Raw genomic sequence first — 17,891 nt, 5'->3', positions numbered from 1 at the left:
TCCCCGTACTTGGAGCGTTGCGTACTCATGGCCCCACGCGCGAACTGGAAAGGCTTTCTGCGTCTATCCCTGGTGACCTGCCCGGTGGCGCTCTACCCGGCGACGTCGGAAAGCGAGAAGATCTCGTTCAATCAGCTCAACCGGCAGACCGGCCATCGCATCAAGTACCTCAAGGTGGATGCCGACACCGGTGACGAGGTGCCGAACGAGGACATCGTCAAGGGCTATGAGCTTGAGAAGGGCCAGTACATCGAAGTCTCGAAGGAGGAGCTCGAGGAGATTGCGTTGGAGTCGACGCGGACCATCGAGATCGATGAGTTCGTCGATCGCACTGACATTGACCCGCGCTACCTCATTCGTCCCTACTACATCCGTCCGGACGGCAAGGTAGGACACGACGCTTTCGCGGTAATCCGCGAGACCATCCGCGAGCTGGACAAGGTCGCGATCGGGCGGGTGGTCCTGACGAACCGCGAGCACATCATCGCGCTGGAGCCGATGGATAAGGGTCTCGTCGGCACGCTGCTGCGCTACCCTTATGAGGTGCGCGGCGAGCAGGAGTATTTTGACGAGATCCAAGACGTGAAGGTCACGAAGGACATGCTGGATCTGGCTAGGCACATCGTGAACCAGAAGGCCGGTAACTTCGAGCCGGAGAAGTTCGAGGACCATTACGAGACCGCGCTGATCGAGCTCATCAACCAGAAGCGCGCCGGAAAGCCGATCACCCCCAAGGAAAAGCCGGCAGCGACCAACGTCGTCAACCTGATGGAAGCGCTCCGGCGGAGCGTGGGTCAGGAACTCGCGCCGGCGAAAGCCGGCAAGGCCGCCAAGCAGCCGCGGAAGGCGGCGGCCGGACAAAAGGAGATGCTGATGCCGATTGCCGGCAAGAAGCCGGCCAAGGAAGCGGTGGCAAAGAAGCCTGCGGCAAAGGCGCAACGGAAGTCGGCCTGACGACCGAGTAGGACGGCCGCATGGATATGAAAGAAACCTCAGCAATGACGGAAGCGTCGGCCTAATGGATCAGCAGGGCGACATCGAGCGATCGTCCGGTGCAAGACCGAGCGCCGACGCGAGGACGGCTCGCCGGTCAAGCCAGTCATCTCCGTTGGATTCTGCAATAGGCTGCGCAGACAGTTGCGCGACGTGATCGTGAAGGCACCGTTGCGGTCGATTGCATTGACCTTTCTCATCGGAGTTTGGGTCGCGCTTCGAGGCTGAGCGGGCCCGCGCGGCAGGGAAGACGCAAGAACCTCAAGCCATTCACGCGTCCCTGGGTACGCTACTGGTCACAGCACCGCATTCGTGAGTTGGCCTGCCAGGCGCTGCAAAAGCAGCCAGCCAGTGGCTCGGGCTTTCCGATGAATCAGGCTGATTCCGAAGGCGGGCACTCGGGGCAAGTGTCGCCGATCGAGTCGAGGACGTCACGGACTACGCCGGCCGCTTCCTCCCGGGAAACCCCGGCAGGCAGATCTCGACGTGCGAGATCCAAGGCGCGCTCGCGCGCATGCGGATCCGCGCGCTCCTTCGCCCAGCCGTGCTCCTCGCACTCCTGGATGGCGCCGGCCTCCTGCAGCACGTTGATCGCCCAGCCGCGGAGGGTTCGGACTCCCTTTGATCTTCCCCTCGTCGCCAGCATTGAAATAGCTCCTGCCGTGGCGAATCGTTGGGCCGCCGGCTCGTTCCTCGCGGTTAGCACGGGGCAGGGATTCCGAAATGCAGAGCTTCGGTTTGGTCGTTGCCCACCAGCGCTCTTTTTACGATATACCGAAATTTTTCTTGCTGCGTCGGGCAAAACAGTGGTTCATAGGCCGCTGGCGCTAATCGATAGGACCAGCGATGGCGACGAAATCGAAGCTTCTAACGATCTATCTAAGATCGCCAAGCTCAACGGCGACTTCAGGAGAAACTACGGAACCTTGCTCGGGGCGTTCCTGTACCTGAGATCGATCAGTGCTGCACGAGGGCGCTCTTGGTTATGGGGCGGCCTTTTTTCACTCGCCTGTTCGGGTGCTAGGATGGCTAAGCAAGCACGGCGTGTCGTTGCTCTGGTGATGCCCAAGTGGAAGTAAGCTCGCTGTTTAGCGGAGGTCGCATGACCAACGCCCTGATCATTCGTCCTGGGTCTGATCTGGTATCGCCCCCAAGCGTCGGAGGGGCCGCGCAATATGTCCGGATGTCTACGGACCACCAGCGTTATTCCACGCATCCCACGGCGACAGGCCTTGACCTCCGCTGCGTGGTTCGGACACCGAGCGGAGCTTGGCAAACGATCCAGCTCAGCTCGCGTCTTAGCCTGTCTTTGCTGAAGCGCGCCCAGGCACGATTGCAACCAGCAGCTTGATGGCAATCGTCATTTGAGTAAGCATCAGTCCTTCGTCATGAATGCCATGACGTCGCGATCATTGCATGCGCTTGCTCGTTGTTCGTTGGGGCAAGTTTTGAGGAATCCGCGCCAGCGTTGCTAGCAGTGTAGCTGGCCAGAGCCTGGACGAGCTGACTGAGCTGAGCGTCGATCGGACTTGACGCCTCCGCTTGTGCTTGATCGGTACCAGCATAGGCTAGTCCCACGTCGGCCGCGGCCCCGGTCGTCCCGTCGGCACGTAAATAAGTTGTCTTGCCGTTGATGACAGATCCATCGGAATAGTAGATCGCAGGACCGATTGGATTAAGGTCAACGGATGTTATGCCAAGCTGCGAAAGCGCCTCGACCTCACCGGCCTGCGAAATACCATCGCCATTGATGTCCTGCCAGATTCGGAACTCGCTCCATAATTTGTCGTCCGAATCCAATTTCTCATTGTGGTCCGTGTCGAACACATCACGCAGCGCCTGCATGTCCGACGTCGAGCCGGGATCCCAGTCCGTGAATCTAATCTCTTTGGACTGATCAATGATTCCATCAGGCCCCAGTTGCCCGTTCGCGCTGAGGTCTATCGCCAGAAAGCCCTCACCGGCATTTATCCACGCGGTGTGAACTTGATGGCCGTCACCAGCAAAATCAAACGTCGCTTTCGATTGATCTCGTGTCGTTAGCCCCAAACCGGCGCCGGTAAGGTCGAGAATGACAGGACCTGCGACTGGCAAACCAATCACACCATTTCCGTTGAGGTCCTGCTGAAACACTCTCTCAAGCGACTGCAAACCGGCATCGCTCCCGGGCACCTCAGGTGTAAGGGTACCCGTGAAATTCCCGTTGGCGTCTGTGCTCCAAACCGAATAGTAGCCGGTTGAGGAGTTTTTCCACGCCACGTTATAGCCACCGCCCGAAACTCGCTCAACGGCATACGGAGACCAGGCTCCGTAATTGCCTGCGACCACTGCCGAGCCTCCGCTCTTCAATGTAGGCCCAGTGCCAGTGCTGACACTATTGAGGTAAAAATTGCCTCCATACTGGATCAAGCGGGTCGATCCAAACGAGTCAAGCGTAACACTGTTCGTCAGACCGATCGTGCCGTCCCCATTCAGATCCTGATGGAAAGTCTGCTCCAATGTCTGAAGTGACATGTCGGTCCCAGCCACTTCGGAGGCGGAGCCGACGGTAGATATAAAGCTGCCCGAGCTATCAGTGCTCCAGATCGAGAACCGTCCGTTGGAAGAATTCTTCCAAACGACGTCATAGCCTCCGCCCGGCACCTTCTCGGCAGCATACGGTGACCAAGTGCCGTAGTTACCGGCCCCCACCGGGTTGCCAGAACTGGTGAGAAGGGGACCAATTCCAGTCCCGATAGTCTCCAAATAGAAATTTGCTCCAATCTGGACCAAACTTGTTGACCCGGACAGATCAAGTGGAACGCCGATGACGCCGTCGCCGTTCAGATCCTGGTGGAAAGTGGCTTCGAGTGCTTTCAAGGACGGATCGTTCCCCATGACTTCCGGCGCAGCGGCAAGGGTCGTCACAAAGTTGCCGCTGCTATCCGTGCTCCAAATCGAGAACATTCCCGTCGACGAGTTCTTCCAGGCGACGTCATAGCCACCGCCCGACACCTGCTCGGTGGCAATGACCTTGTAGGCTCCGTAGTTGGCAGCGATCACCGCAGAGCCCTGATATTTCAGAGTTTGGCCCGTGCCGGTGCTGGCGCTCAGCATGAAGTAGTAGCCGCTATCTAGGGCGGTGATGGTCGCGCCGTTCAATTCGATCGAAAGCAGGCCGATCGCACCATCGCCGTTCAGGTCTTGATGAAACATCGGCTCTAGTGCCTTCAGAGACATTTCTGTCCCGCTCACTTCCGGCGCCGCTGCAACAGTCTTTACGAAATTGCCGTTGCTATCCGTATTCCAAATGGAAAACAGACCGGTCGAGGTGTTCTTCCAGGCAACATTATAACCGCCATCTGACAATTGCTCGGCGGCAATGACCTTGTACGCTCCGTAGTTGGCGGCGATGACCGCAGAACCTTGGTACTTCAAAACCGGTCCGCTACCAGTGCTGATGCTGTTCAGGTAATAATTACCGCCCGACAGGAGCAGGCTGGTCGATCCATAGTATTCAATCGGGGGCACTCCGATGATGCCATCGCCATTGAGATCTTGATGGAATGTCGGTTCGAGCGCCTGAAGTGACGGGTCCGTTCCCGCAACCTGCGGGGCGGCCGCGAGCGTTGTCAGGTATGCACCATTACTGTCCGTGCTCCAGACCGAGAATTGGCCGCTTGAATGCTTCCAGACGACATCGTACCCGCCGCCTGCGACTTGCTCAGCTGCAATGACGGTCCACGCTCCCCAATCCGCGGCAAGAACGGGTGAGCCTTGGTACTTCAGGACCGGTCCAGTGCCCGTGTTCAATCCGATCAGGTAGTAATTGTTTGCCGACAGAACCAGGCTGGTTGATCCCAGCGTTTCGATCGTGGTGGGAACACCGATCGTTCCGTCGCCGTTGACGTCTTGGTGGAGCACCGGCTCGAACGCTTCAAGGGAGGCATCGTTGCCAAACACTTCAGGGGCAGCCGCCAGAGTGGTCAGGAAGTTGCCGTCGCTATCCGTATTCCAAACGGAATAATGTGGAGCAGTCGTCGCACTCTTCCAGACGACGATGTAACCACCACCCGAAGTCTGCTCCCCAGCAACGACCGACCAATTGCCCCAGTTGGCCGCCGCCACCGGCGAGCCCTGATACTTCAGGATAGGTCCGGTGCCGGTGGTCTTACTATTGAGATAATAGTTATTATTTGACAGCATCAGGATAGTTGATCCGGCCGCTTCGATCGGCGGTACGCCGATCGCCCCGTCGCCGTTCAAATCCTGATGGAAACTGGGCTCCAGCGATATCAGTTCTGCACTGTTCCCATGCACGACTCCGCCGGTGCCGTTGCCGTTAACATTACCGCTAAAGTCGGTGTTCCAGACCGTGTACTCGTCGGTGCCGGGCAGGCGGATGGCAAGCTCGTAACCGAAAGACGTTTGCTCCACGCCTAGGAGCGTGCGGCCTTCCAGCATGTCAGACGTGAACGGCACCCCGCCGTATTTCAACATTGGTCCGATGCCGTTGGAGTAGAAATAGTAGTTTGTCCCGATCTGCATCAGGCTCGTCGAACCGGCTGTATCGATTGTCGCAAAGCCCGCCGCCAAACCAGCACGGGGCGAGAAATCAAGCGTCGTGCCGTCGGCGAAGACAAACTTTTCGATGCGGTCGAGGGGATCGAGCCAATTCTGCAGAGTAATGCGGTCGGTCATTTGGGCGAGGGACAAACCCGCATTGGCTGGGTCTTTGATACCAACGATCAGATCGTTGCCCGACAGCTGGAGAACAACGTCGGAAGGCTTGATCCCAAACGCGAAAGCCAGCGTATCGACGCCGCCGTTGTAATGGCCGGCGTCCGTCCCTGTTAGGACAACGTCGTCGAAGATGATATCGAGACCGTCGCCCCGGCCGAAGGCGTAAGTGTCATCGCCTAGCCATCCCCTGAGACTATCACTTCCCTTGCCACCATGTAGAACGTCGTTACCGCGGCCGCCGAAAAGGTCGTCATTGCCAGCGCCGCCGTACATGATGTCGGCCCCGTCGGTCCCCACCAGGTTATCGTTGCCTCCCGTCCCATACAGGATTTGCGATGTCGTGACGATGTAGCCATTGGCGCTCGTCGTCGTGACCAGCCCCTTCTCGGGCGAGCCATCCGGGTTCAAATCAAGCAAAGTCGAAACTGTACTGCCGTCGACCCGGGTGACGGTCGTATTGGTGCTATTAAACCAGCCGGCATTCGTGCTGTCCGTCTGGACGGTGGTCACCAGGCCGTCGGCACTCACGGTCGTGACGATACGCTTGGTCGTCTGCCCGCTGGCATTGACGTAAGCGGCATAGGTGACGGAGCTGCCGTCGATATTCCTTTTTGTCGTCGCGCCGAAATTATATGTACCAGCACCGGTCGTGTCTTCCTGGACTGTCGTCGTATTGCCGTCCGCGCTGACCGTCGTGATCGTCTGGTCGGTGACCGTGCCGGTCGATGTCAGGTGTTTTGCGACCGTCGTCGAGCTTCCGTCGATCGCTATCGACGTCACCTCGATGTAGTCGTAATAGCCTCTGCCCAGCAGATCCTTCTGCACCGTCTTGGTCAGGCCATCGGCGCTCGCGGTCAGAACGCTCTTCTGGCGAAGCGAGCCGTCGGCATTCACCTCGGTAATGGTCTCAACCGAACTTCCATCGATGTTGTTGACGGTCAAATCGGTTCGCGTGCGATCAATGGTCCCGTTGCCATCAAAATCCCACCGGGTCGTCTTGGTCAGGCCGTCCGCACTGGTCGTCACGACGGTCTTGTCCACAACTGTTCCAAGCGACCCGAGATCCGTGACGGTGTCGATTTCGCTGCCGTCCACGGCCGTCACGTTGACTTCCGTCTGATCGACGGTCCCGTTGCCATCGACGTCGCGTGTGGTCGTCACCGTCCGGCCATCAGCGCTGGTAACCTTGACGACTTTGTCCTTGACTGAACCGTCGCCGTTGTAATCGGTGACCGTCCGAACCCTGCTGCCGTCGACATACTTTGCGGTGACCGTGGACCGGCTCTTGTCGGTCAGACCATCCCCGTTGAGATCGGAGACGACGGTGGTGCTCCGGCCGTCCGCGCTGGTGGTGATCGTAGATTTGGATCCCAATACACCGCCGACCTTGTAAGCTGAAATGGTTTCGGTGTGGCTGCCATCGGCGTTCAGCACCGTGACGTCGGTGAGCGTCTGGTCAAAAACGGGATTTTGCGCTGAATCCAGCGTTCCCGTCGTATCCCACTGAACCGTCTTCGACAGGCCGTTGGCGCTGGTGGTGGCTACCTTGATCGAGAGCGGGCCAGGTGCCATCGCGAGAAAGTTCTTCACAGTCTCGGTGCGGCTGCCGTCCGCATTGATGACCGTAATGTCGGTTTGCGTGGCGACCGGCTGGTCCGATATTAGCGGATTAACCTTTAGATCCCATTCGGTGTTGCGGCTTAGCCCATCGGCCGAGGTCGTCATAATGGTTCGGTCCTTGACCGTGCCATCGACATTGAAGTCAGTGACGGTCTCGGTTCGGCTGCCATCAGCGTTGAGGACCGTGACATCGGTCTTGGTCTGGTTGAACGTGCCGGCGCCGGTGGTGTCGCGCTGGACCGTGGTCGACAAACCATTTGCACTGGTTGTTACCACCACCTTGTCCTTGAGCGTACCATTGGCGTTGAAATCGGTCATCGTTGTCACGACGCTTCCCGCCGTGTTCGTGGCGCTGGCCAGCGTCTGATCGACGACCCCATCACCGTTGGTGTCCCGGGACATCGAGACCGTCTTGCGATCGGCACTTGCTGTGGCAATCGTTTTGCGGATCAGCGCCCCGCTCGCGTTGGTGACCGTCACCGTCTCGGTGGTGCTGCCGTTTGCATTGAGGACAGAAACGTCGGTCTCGGTGAAGTCGAACGCGCCGGCCCCTAGCGTATCCTTCTGCGTCGTCTTCGACAGGCCATTGGCGCTAGTCGTCACGACGGTCTTATCCACCAAAGCGCCCGTGCCGGTGGTATCGGTTATGGTCTCCGTCCAGCTTCCATCCGCATTCAAAACCGCCACGTCGGTCCGCGTCTGGGTAAATGTCCCCGCTCCCGTGGCGTCGCGCTGAATCGTCGTCGACAGGCCGTTCGCGCTGGTCGTCGTCACGGCGCGGTCCCGGATGGACCCGTTGGCGTTGAAGTCGGTGACGGTCCTCACCCGGTTGCCGTTCGCGGCCACCGTATCGGTCTCAGTCTGATCGACGGCGCCATCACCGTTGACATCCCGCGAGATCGACACCGTGTTGCCGTCCGCGCTGGTGGTCGAGACCATCTTGTCCCGCAGCGAGCCGTCGGCATTGAGATCGGAGATCGTCTCGGTCCGGCTGCCATCGGCATTCAGGACCGTAAGGTTCGTCGTCACCAATTCGAACGTGCCGTTGCCGTCAGCATCGACCTGCGTCGTGCGCGACAGCCCAGTGGCGCTCGTGGTCACGGCGATGCGGTCTTTGATCGCGCCGTTGCCGGCAATATGCGTGACCGTCTCCGTCCGGCTGCCGTCGACATTGAGCACCGTGAGGTCGGCGCCGCTGCCATCGACAACGCCATCGCCGTTAGTGTCCACTTGAACCGACGTGTTAAGCCCGTTCGCGCTGACCGTCGTCACCGCCCGGCCCTTCAGTGACCCGTCTGCTTTGAATTCGCTCAGCGTCCTGGTCCGACTGCCGTCGGCATTGAGAACCGTGACATCGGTGCCGCTCGAGTCCACAACGCCATCACCATTGACGTCCGACTGCTCTGAGGTGCTCAGCCCACTCGCGCTGACAATCGTCACCGTGCGCTCCTTGAGGGAGCCGTCGGAGTTAGTTTCGGTCCGCGTCGTCGTCGTGCTGCCGTCAGCGTTCACCCGCTTGGTCTCGACTTGATCGAAATGACCGTCACCTTGCCAGTCGGTCTGGACCGTCGTCGTGCGCCGGTCGCCGCTGATCGCCGTCACCGTCTTCGCCCTTAGCGAACCGTCGGCGTTGATATCCGAGACCGTCTCGATCTTGCTACCATCGGCGTTGAGCACGGTGACGTCGGTCTCAGTCAGATTGAAACTGCCAGCTCCGATTGTGTCCTTCTGCGTCGTCGTGGAAAGGCCGTTGGCACTGGTCGTGACGACCTTCTTGTCCCGCAGCGAGCCGTTGGCATTGCTGTCGGTCGTGGTGACCGTGGAGCTGCCATCGGCATTTCCGCCCGTCACGGTGCTTCGGAGAGAATCGAACGTGCCGTCGCCGTTGATGTCGGCCTGAGCGCTTATCGACAAACCGCTGGCACTCGTGGTCGTCACGGACTTAGCCTTGACCGATCCGTCGGCGTTCTTCCAGATCAACGTCGATGTCGTGCTGCTGTTCGCATTCACGACATCTGTCTCGGTCTGCTCAAATATTCCGTCGCCGTTCCGGTCGATGGCGATGTTGCGCGTTTTGCCATCCGCGCTCACCGTGCTAATCGACTGACTGAGCAGCGCTGTAGTTGCGCTGCGGGTCGTGACGGTCTCGGTGCGGCTGCCGTCGGCCCCGACAACGGTGACGTCGACGACGGTTGTCTCAAACACGCCATCGCCATTCAGGTCAAGCTGGTTCGTCTCCGAGAGATTGTCCGCGCTGAGCGCCGTGACCATTTTCCTGCGCAGAGATCCATCGGCGTTGAACTCGGATTGGGTGGTACTGGAGCTCCCATCTGGATTAACTGTAATTGCCTTCGTCGTGGTCAGATCGACAACACCATCGCCGTTGAGATCCGCTGCTTCGTTTTGCGAACGCCCATCGCCGCTGGTCCACGTGACCACACTTGCGACCTTGCTGGCGGCGACCGTGCCGCTGCCGGCATAATTGGTAACCATCTCGGTCTTGCTGCCATCGGCCGCATAGGAGATCGAGTCGGTCTGGGTTGCATTGAGACCGGGATCGCCGGTCAGCCATAGCTGAACCGTCTTGGATGCGCCGTTTGCCGATGTGGTCACCACGGCCTTGTCCTTGGTGGAGCCGTCTGGATTGAGGTCCGTGACGGTGACAGACGAATTGCCGCTGGCGTCGCGGGCGTCTACCTCGGTCTGATCGAACGTCCCCGCGCCGAGCGAATCGCGCCCGATTGTGACGGTTCTCAAATCCGCGCTCGTCGTGGTGACGGTTCGGTTGATAACCCGCGTTCCGGCGCCGTTGAAATTGGTGATGGTTTCGGTCGTGCTGCCGTCCGCATTCAGGGCCGACTGATCGCTCTGCAGCTGATCGATGACGCCATCGCCATTATTGTCCTTGGACAACGTGACCGTCTTTCCATCTGCGCTGGTCGTACTGATGGACTCGCTCGCAAGCCGTCCCGAAGCGCGATAGGCCTTGACGTCGATCGACGTTGATCCATCGGCATTGTGAAGCGTCGATTGCTGCACGACAAAGCCGTTGGCGTCGTAGGACAGCCGCACGTCCGCGGCGGCGCCGGTCGTGCCGTCGGACTTCGTGAACGTGGCTTGTCCGTAGATGACGGAACCGTCCGGAAGAACGGTTTTCTGGTTGTTGGAGACGAGATCAATGGAGACGATCCCGAGCTCGCTCAGGGTCTTGAGGGAAGTGGTGCCGTCTGCATTCGTGACCAAGACCTTGAAGTCGTTCCAGTGCAGGTCGCCAGCGTTTAGCTTGCCGTCGTGATTGGTGTCGAAGACATGGGCCAGGGCTTCCATGTCGGTCTTGGCTGTCGGATCCCATAGCGTGAAGTTGTACGCTTCGGGAGAATTGACGTCGCCATTGCCCTTGAGGTCGAGCACCAGGACGCCATTACCGGCCCCGGCCCAGGCCGTCCGGTGCTGATAGCCGTCACCAGCCACATTGATGAATTTGTTGGATGACCCAAGCTGCGTGATGTGGATACCGTGCCCGGTCAGATCGAGAACGATAGGCGCATCACCGGCGCTGCCACCGCCATCTCCACCACCGCCCTCCCCCGCACCGCCGGCCCCGCCATCCCCCGCGCTGCCGCCATCGCCATTGCCGCTGCCGTCACCATTACCACTGCCGTCACCGTTACCACTGCCGTCACCGTTACCACTGCCGTCACCGTTACCACTGCCGTCACCGTTGCCACTGCCGTCACCGTTGCCAGTGCCGTCCCCGTTACCACTGCCGTCCCCGTTACCACTGCCGTCCCCGTTACCACTGCCGTCCCCGTTCCCATCGCCATTTCCGTTGCTGTTGCCGTTGCCGTCCCCATTGCCGTCGCCGTTACCGGGTCCGTCCCCTCCGTTCCCGTCACCATCTCCGTCACCTTCCCCGTCGCTGTCGCCGTCGCCATCCCCGTCACCAGCCGCCGCGGAGGGAGCCGTCGCTGTGCCATCGTCTGTGCCCGTCGGCCCGGGGTTCGCGTCATCATCGGCTTCATTCTCCGCTACAGCCGCGACCGCCACCGCCGTATTAGGGTCGGTCATTGCCGGATCGGCGATGTCGTTGATTTGGTTGACAGCAGGAGGACTAACGGGAGGGGCGACGGGTCCAATTGGATTCCCCATTTGGTCCACTGCATAGCCGGATGGATTTGCAGCGACATTGGCTGCCGTCACGCCCATCGCGCCTACAGCGAACCCGGCATAACCTCCTACAACACCCCCAGCAACGCCCGCAGCGGCGTTACCGGCGGCGCCTCCTTTCCCGCCAACGGCTGCCGACGCCATCGCTGAACCGACAGCGTTCCCGAAGCCAACAGCGGCATTGACCCCCGCATTACCCGTGGATGGAGGACTCCCGATCCCAATCGCATTCGCCACTTGTCCGATAGCCGCGGCAATTCCCGCATCGGTAACGCTGCTTCCCATGACTCCCCCCAAAATCCTTCAGCTGAAGATACTATCCGACTTCATTCACGACGAACGTCGGCTCTTTGCAGCAGACCGGTATTCACCCCACGTACAATCCAGAGGCAGATTCAGGCGTTTAAGCCTCGACTTACTGAACATGAAAGAAAAGGCGACGGTCATGATGACGGCCGCGATAGTTCTCCATGACACGGTGCCTTCGAGTATTGGCATAGCGATCGCAACACCGATCGCGGATTGTACGGCTGAAACGGCAACGAACGACAGACCGTCCAGATACTTCGCCATCATCGGTCCCCTGAACAAGCACCGAATTTGGACCAATAGGCGGTATCCAAATTCTTGCTCTACCTCTTCGGAATTGGCAGTGCAGCGACCGCTTGGCCCTAACTTTAGCCGTCGGACATACACCTTGCACACGACGACCTACTCGCTCGTGGACGAAGTGAACATGCGGCTTCCCTGTTGCGCGCCGGGTTTGGATACGAGACCCAATGTTCCCAACCTTCTGGCCTTGAGCTACCTTCCGTCCCGCCAGCAAGGAGGAAGCGGTCATTTGGGGGGAAAACAATTTTAGATTGTACTGACCCATATACGACCACACCCTTCGGCCATAGACCGAACGTCTCCCGATGCACCACGTCGACCGCGTCGATTACGGGGCGCGCCGTTTTGTTCGATTCTGGGCTTGAAGTCTGACAACCGGCGAGTGGCCTCACCAGTAAACGCCATCCACCTGAGCGATTCCCGAAAGCTACCGCCCTACCCCCTGAGGTTGCATCGTAGACAATCGTTCGGCGACGACGCAAGTGGAAAATGGAGAATGATCGCGAGAATCGTTGAGATGCTATGTGGATGCGAATGATCGGTTGCGCAACGCAGATTATGCCGTTCGAAGAACAACGAACCGCGCTGGCGAGCGATGCTACTGTCGTCATCTCGGGTTTGGTCGTCGCACCCGATCGCGAACAACACATGCAGGATCTTGGATGACGCCGCGAGCCGCTCACCTCTCCCGCAGACTCTCCTGCTTGTAGCGCAGCAGCGGCGACATCACGTATTCGATGATGCGCCGCCGCCCCGTCTTGATCTCCACCGTCACCGCCATTCCGGGCGCAAGGTTGACCATCTTGTCCTCGACCTGCATCTGCGTGCCTTCGAGCGACACGCGCGCCGCGTAGAGCAATTCCTGGCCCGCGGGCTCGCTCGATTCCCCGAGTGCGCCGCTCTGCTTCGCCACGCCGGACCCGCTCGGCGGCTTGTCCTTAATGATCGCGTCGCGCGACACGCTGATGACCTTGCCATGCAACAGGCCGTAGCGCGTGAAATTGAACGTATCGATCTTGATCTCGGCGTCCTGGCCGTGCTCGACGAAGCCGATGTCGCGGTTGGAGATCATCGCCTCGACCTCGATGCTGGAGCCGCGCGGCACGATCATCATCAGCTGCTGCGCCGGCGAGACCACGCCGCCGACGGTGTGGATCGCGAGCTGCTGCACCGTGCCGTTGATCGGTGCCCGTAACAATTGCTCGTCGGTCTTCCGTTGCGTCTTGATGGCATCCTGGTGTAATTCGTCGGCCTTCTTCTGAGCTTCGGAGAGGTCGCTCAGGACCTGACGCTCGAAGCCGGATCTGGTCTGAACGAGTTGCTGCTCCAACGCGCGGCGCGCGGCCTCGATCTCGATCAGCTTGCGCTCCTGCACGATGCGCTCGTTCTGCTGGTCGGTCAGGCGGGTCTGGGCGTCGATCCAGGCAATGCGGTTGCCGTACTGAATTTCCATCGCCTTCTTACGAATGGTCAGGGTCTCTTCCAGCAGCGGCAGCGTCGCATCGATCTTGGCGATCGCGGCCGTCACCGACTGCGCCTCGGCACGCTTCTGGTCGATCTGCTGGACCACCGAGGCAAGCTTGGCCTGCTGCTCTGCGGCGTGCGCCAGCATGGCGGAGCGCGCCCGCGCGATTTCGACCGCGGAAGCGCCGGCGGGTTCCTCGATGTCGAGAGGTGCCGCGAGGTCGGCAAAGCTGCGGCGCAGCGCCGACAGGCGCGCGACGTCGAGCAGGCTCGCGATCAGGTCCTGCCCCACCCGCTTACGCTCGGCCTGCGTCACCGTGCGGTCGAGCTCAATCAGCACCTGGCCGGCAGTGACCCTGTCGCCGTCATGAACGTGGATCGCGGAGACGATGCCGGTCTCCAGCGGCTGGATCGTCTTGGTGCGGCCGGTCGGCACCACCTTGCCGGTGGCGGTGGCGATGATGTCGACATGGCCGAAGGTCGCCCAGCCGATCGCCAGCGCAAAGAACAGGATGATGGTGAGGGCGACCGCCCGTCCAACCGGCGAGGCCGGCGTTTCCAGGATCTCGAGGGCCGCGGGCAGGAACTCGCGCGCGTCGCGCTGGCGGTGCAAGAAGGCGCGGCTCTTGCGCTCGATCACATCAGCCGACGACATGGAGCCCCGCCTGGATCTGGTGCAGCATGGCGTAGCGCCCGGCGTTCTTGATCAGCTCGTCATGGCTGCCGTCCTCGATCAGACGGCCGGCCTCGATGGTGATGATGCGATCGGCGTGGCGCACTGCCGAAAGGCGATGCGCAATGATGAAGACGGTCCGGTCGGCGCAGATCTTGCGCATGTTGCGCTGGATTATGTTCTCGCTCTCATAGTCGAGCGCGCTGGTGGCCTCGTCGAAAATCAGCACCCGCGGGTTGGTGACCAGCGCCCGCGCGATCGCGATGCGCTGGCGCTGGCCGCCCGACAGGCTGGCGCCGCGTTCGCCGACCACGGTGTTGTAGCCGTCCGGCAGCGCCAGGATGAACTCATGCGCGCCGGCGAGCTCGGCCGCAGCGATCACCCGCTCCATTGCCATGCCGGGATCGGCGAGCGCGATGTTCTCGCGGATGGTGCGGTTGAACAGCACGTTCTCCTGCAACACCGTGCCGATCTGGCGCCGCAGCCAGGCGACGTCCGCCACGGTGAGGTCGATGCCGTCGATCAGGATGCGGCCGGCCTCGGGCACGTAGAGCCGCTGGATAAGTTTTGTGAGCGTCGACTTGCCGGAGCCGGAGGGCCCGACGATGCCGATCACCTGCCCGGGCAGGACCTTCAGCGAGATATCCTGAAGCGCCAGCGACGTATCCGGCCGGTAGCGAAAGTTGACGTGGTCGAAGGTCACCTCGCCTTTGATCGGCGGCAGCGTTGCGCGCGAGGGGTCGAACATCGGCTCGGGCGCGGCGTTGAGGATATCGCCAAGCCGGGCGATCGAGACCCGCGCCTGGTGGAAATCCTGCCAGAGCTGGGCCAGTCGCAGCACGGGCTGCGCCACCCGCCCGGCCAGCATGTTGAAGGCGATGAGCTCGCCGACCGAGAAGTTGCCCTCGATAACGAGGCGCGCACCGAAATATAATGTCAGCGCGGTGACGAGCTTGCTGATGAACTGCACCGACTGGCTCGCCCAGTTCCCGAGCGAAAGCACGTCGAAGCTGGCGCTGACATAGCCTGCGAGCTGCTCCTCCCAGCGCCGCTGCATCTGCGGCTCGATCGCCATTGCCTTCAGTGTTTGGATCGCGCTGACGCTCTCGACCAGGAAGGCCTGGTTCTCCGCGCCGCGATCGAACTTCTTGTCCAGCCGCTCGCGGAAGATCGGCGTCACGCCGGCCGAGATTGCGATATAGAACGGGAACGAGCCGACTACGATCCAGGTCAGAAACGGCGAGTAATAGAACATCACCGCCAGGAAGACGAAGGTGAAGCCGAGGTCGATCACCAGCGTCAGGGCGGAGCTAGTGAGGAAATTCCTGATGTTCTCGAGCTCGCGGACCCGAGCGACGGAGTCGCCAGCCCGCCGGGCCTCGAAATAGGCGATCGGCAGCGCGATCAGGTGCCGGAACAGCCGCGCGCCGAGCTCGACGTCGATCCGGTTGGTGGTGTGGGAAAAGACATAAGACCGGAGCGCGCCGAGAACGGTCTCGAAGATCGACACGACGATCAGGCCGAACACGAGCACGTCGAGCGTGGTGTAGCCGCGATGCGCCAGCACCTTGTCGGTCACCACCTGGAAGAACAGCGGGGTGACTAGCGCGAATAGCTGCAGAAAGAACGAGGCGACCAGCACCTCGCCGAGCAACCGGCGATATTTGTGCATGGCCTGCAGAAACCAAGTGATATCGAACTTTCGCGCCAAATCGGACAGCGAGGCTCGCCGCGTCATCAGAACGATACGGCCTGTCCACCCCAGTTCGAATTCGGCACGCTTGACTATCTGTGGACGGTTAACTGCAGGGTCATGAATAAGAACATCTTCAGGGCCGACTTTGCCGAGAATGGCGAAAGACCCGTCACGTCGTTCAACGATACCAGGCAACGCTAGCCTAGTTAGACCCGACCAACTCTCGTTTAGCGAGCGAGCCCTCAACTTGAGCTGTCTCGCACATAGCAGTATCTCTGTGACGCCGAAGCTGGCGCCTCCAAACTGGTGCGCAATCTGCGTCGCATCAATTGCGATCTGGTGATAGCGCAGCAGCAGTGAAAGACACTGCAGCCCAGTATCTTGTCGTACAGCTTCCAACGTTGCCCCACCTCAGACGGCGGCCGACAAACTAAGATCCGTCCCGTGCTTGAGTACCCCTCGCTATCGAAGGGCGCCCTCTACGTCGACGAGGCGATCAAACGTCGCCAATCAAATGTGCTGACTGAGCAAATTCGAGAGAGCTGAATGCTTGATCGTGCCGATGCTTCGCAATGCCGCCGCGCATCCAAGCGGCCAAAGGGACGTCATTTACGTTCGCCAGCCCACTTCCCCCAAATTGAGCGCACTACTTGTGCGCACGGCGGCAGAATGTCGCAACTACAGGAGACGCGCAAGATACAACTATAATATTTTTGCAACCGAGCCGTTTGCAAGCAACCGAGATCCCTTGCGGACGGGAGGGATCACTGTGGCCTGGTCGCTTGAACGATGCAAAACAAACAAGTGAGATTACCGGGCAAACCAGTCAACCGGATTTCTGTCGCCGAAAAGTGGCTCATAAGCTCCTTTTTTCGGCTCGACCGTTTTCAAAGGGCTAGATCGGGCTGGCGTTAGTGCAATCCAACAGCCAGCAAAGCACGCGACATTCGGATATTTGTTATGGAAGAAGTCGGCCAACGGCCGACGTTCTATTGGCACATTCGGAACGACTGAAGTTTCAGGATGTCGATGGGCCAGAAGCTGAAGCGTTCGTGCCGATCGGGATAGCAGGTGCCGAGCTTACCACCTGGAGCGATTAAAGCTGCCGATTAACCAAATCAGCAAGGCAAGCGTCCTTGCCTCCCCATTCGCTTAGAAAGTGTAATAGACTGTTAACTATCGAAGACTGTTGCAAAAAGGGGGGAGACCTTTGCGGCGTTGGCTGGCTGTCGGGGCCCTGTTTTTCAGCATACACGCCGCAGGCGCCGGGCAGGTGCGCGGCGTGCCGCAAATCGTTGATGCGGATACTGTCTACATTGGCCAGAGCAAGATCCGGTTCAACGGCGTCGACGCCCCCGAGACCGATCAGGTCTGCCTTGATGCTGCGGGCAAGACGTGGACGTGCGGCATCGAAGCGCGGGAGCAGCTGCGATCCTTCAGCAAGGACCGGGAGTGGTCCTGCGAGCTGGCGGGCACGGACAAATACAGGCGATCGTTGGGTTCATGCGCGGTCGGTGGCGAGAACGTCTCGCGCTGGCTTGTCCAGAACGGTTGGGCTTTGGCGTTTCGCAGATATTCCGCGGAATACGTCCACGACGAAGATGTGGCGCGCGAACGTCAGCGCGGACTTTGGGGCGGAGCATTCATAGCCCCCTGGGATTGGCGTCATCGCCGCAATTCGACGGAAGTCCTCGGCGCACTCTCCATTCTTTCCACAGCGCAGCGGGCTCTGGTCACAAATACGGCAGCAAATCCGGCCCCGCTGGCTGGCAATTGTTTGATAAAAGGTAATTTGAGCAGCACGCCGCAATGCATATATCACGTGCCGGACGGCCTATTTTACGACCGGCTGAGCATGCAGCCGAATTCCTCCCGACGCTGGTTCTGCAGCGAGGCGGAAGCCCAAGCTGCCGGCTGCCGTAAATCGAAGCTTTAGTTGCGAGC

General features: G+C 60.1%; 6 protein-coding genes. 2 read left to right on the top strand and 4 right to left on the bottom strand.

Annotated elements, in window-relative coordinates:
• Positions 1-27 precede the first annotated feature (27 nt).
• A complete protein-coding gene (locus IVB28_RS20905; RefSeq protein WP_247528713.1) occupies positions 28-954 on the top strand; it encodes a Ku protein in 927 nt (308 codons plus the stop codon).
• Positions 955-1,366: 412 nt separating this feature from the next.
• Here IVB28_RS20905 and IVB28_RS20900 read toward each other — a convergent pair whose 3' ends face one another.
• From IVB28_RS20900 to IVB28_RS20885, 4 genes are all read right to left on the bottom strand, one after another.
• The gene (locus IVB28_RS20900; RefSeq protein ID WP_247528712.1) at positions 1,367-1,639 is read right to left on the bottom strand and encodes a hypothetical protein; all 273 of its coding nucleotides are present in this window, start codon (positions 1,637-1,639) and stop codon (positions 1,367-1,369) included.
• 740 nt (positions 1,640-2,379) lie between these two features.
• Positions 2,380-11,787, bottom strand: coding sequence for a calcium-binding protein (locus IVB28_RS20895; protein ID WP_247528711.1), 9,408 nt, complete (start codon positions 11,785-11,787; stop codon positions 2,380-2,382).
• 1,006 nt (positions 11,788-12,793) lie between these two features.
• Positions 12,794-14,233 carry an HlyD family type I secretion periplasmic adaptor subunit gene (locus IVB28_RS20890; RefSeq protein ID WP_247528710.1) on the bottom strand — a complete coding sequence of 480 codons (1,440 nt, stop codon included), beginning with the start codon at positions 14,231-14,233 and terminating at the stop codon, positions 12,794-12,796.
• A complete protein-coding gene (locus IVB28_RS20885) occupies positions 14,220-16,346 on the bottom strand; it encodes a type I secretion system permease/ATPase (RefSeq protein ID WP_247528709.1) in 2,127 nt (708 codons plus the stop codon). Before IVB28_RS20885 ends, IVB28_RS20890 begins: the two co-directional genes overlap by 14 nt.
• 811 nt (positions 16,347-17,157) lie before the next feature.
• On the opposite strand from IVB28_RS20885, the gene IVB28_RS20880 reads away from it, so the two are divergent.
• Positions 17,158-17,883, top strand: a complete 726-nt coding sequence (locus tag IVB28_RS20880) for a thermonuclease family protein (protein ID WP_247528708.1) — start codon at positions 17,158-17,160, stop codon at positions 17,881-17,883.
• Positions 17,884-17,891 lie beyond the last annotated feature (8 nt).

Source organism: Bradyrhizobium sp. 199, from assembly GCF_023073355.1.
Taxonomy (GTDB): domain Bacteria; phylum Pseudomonadota; class Alphaproteobacteria; order Rhizobiales; family Xanthobacteraceae; genus Bradyrhizobium.
Note: the sequence above shows the minus strand (reverse complement) of the source record. Positions and strands in the feature narration are given on the sequence as shown.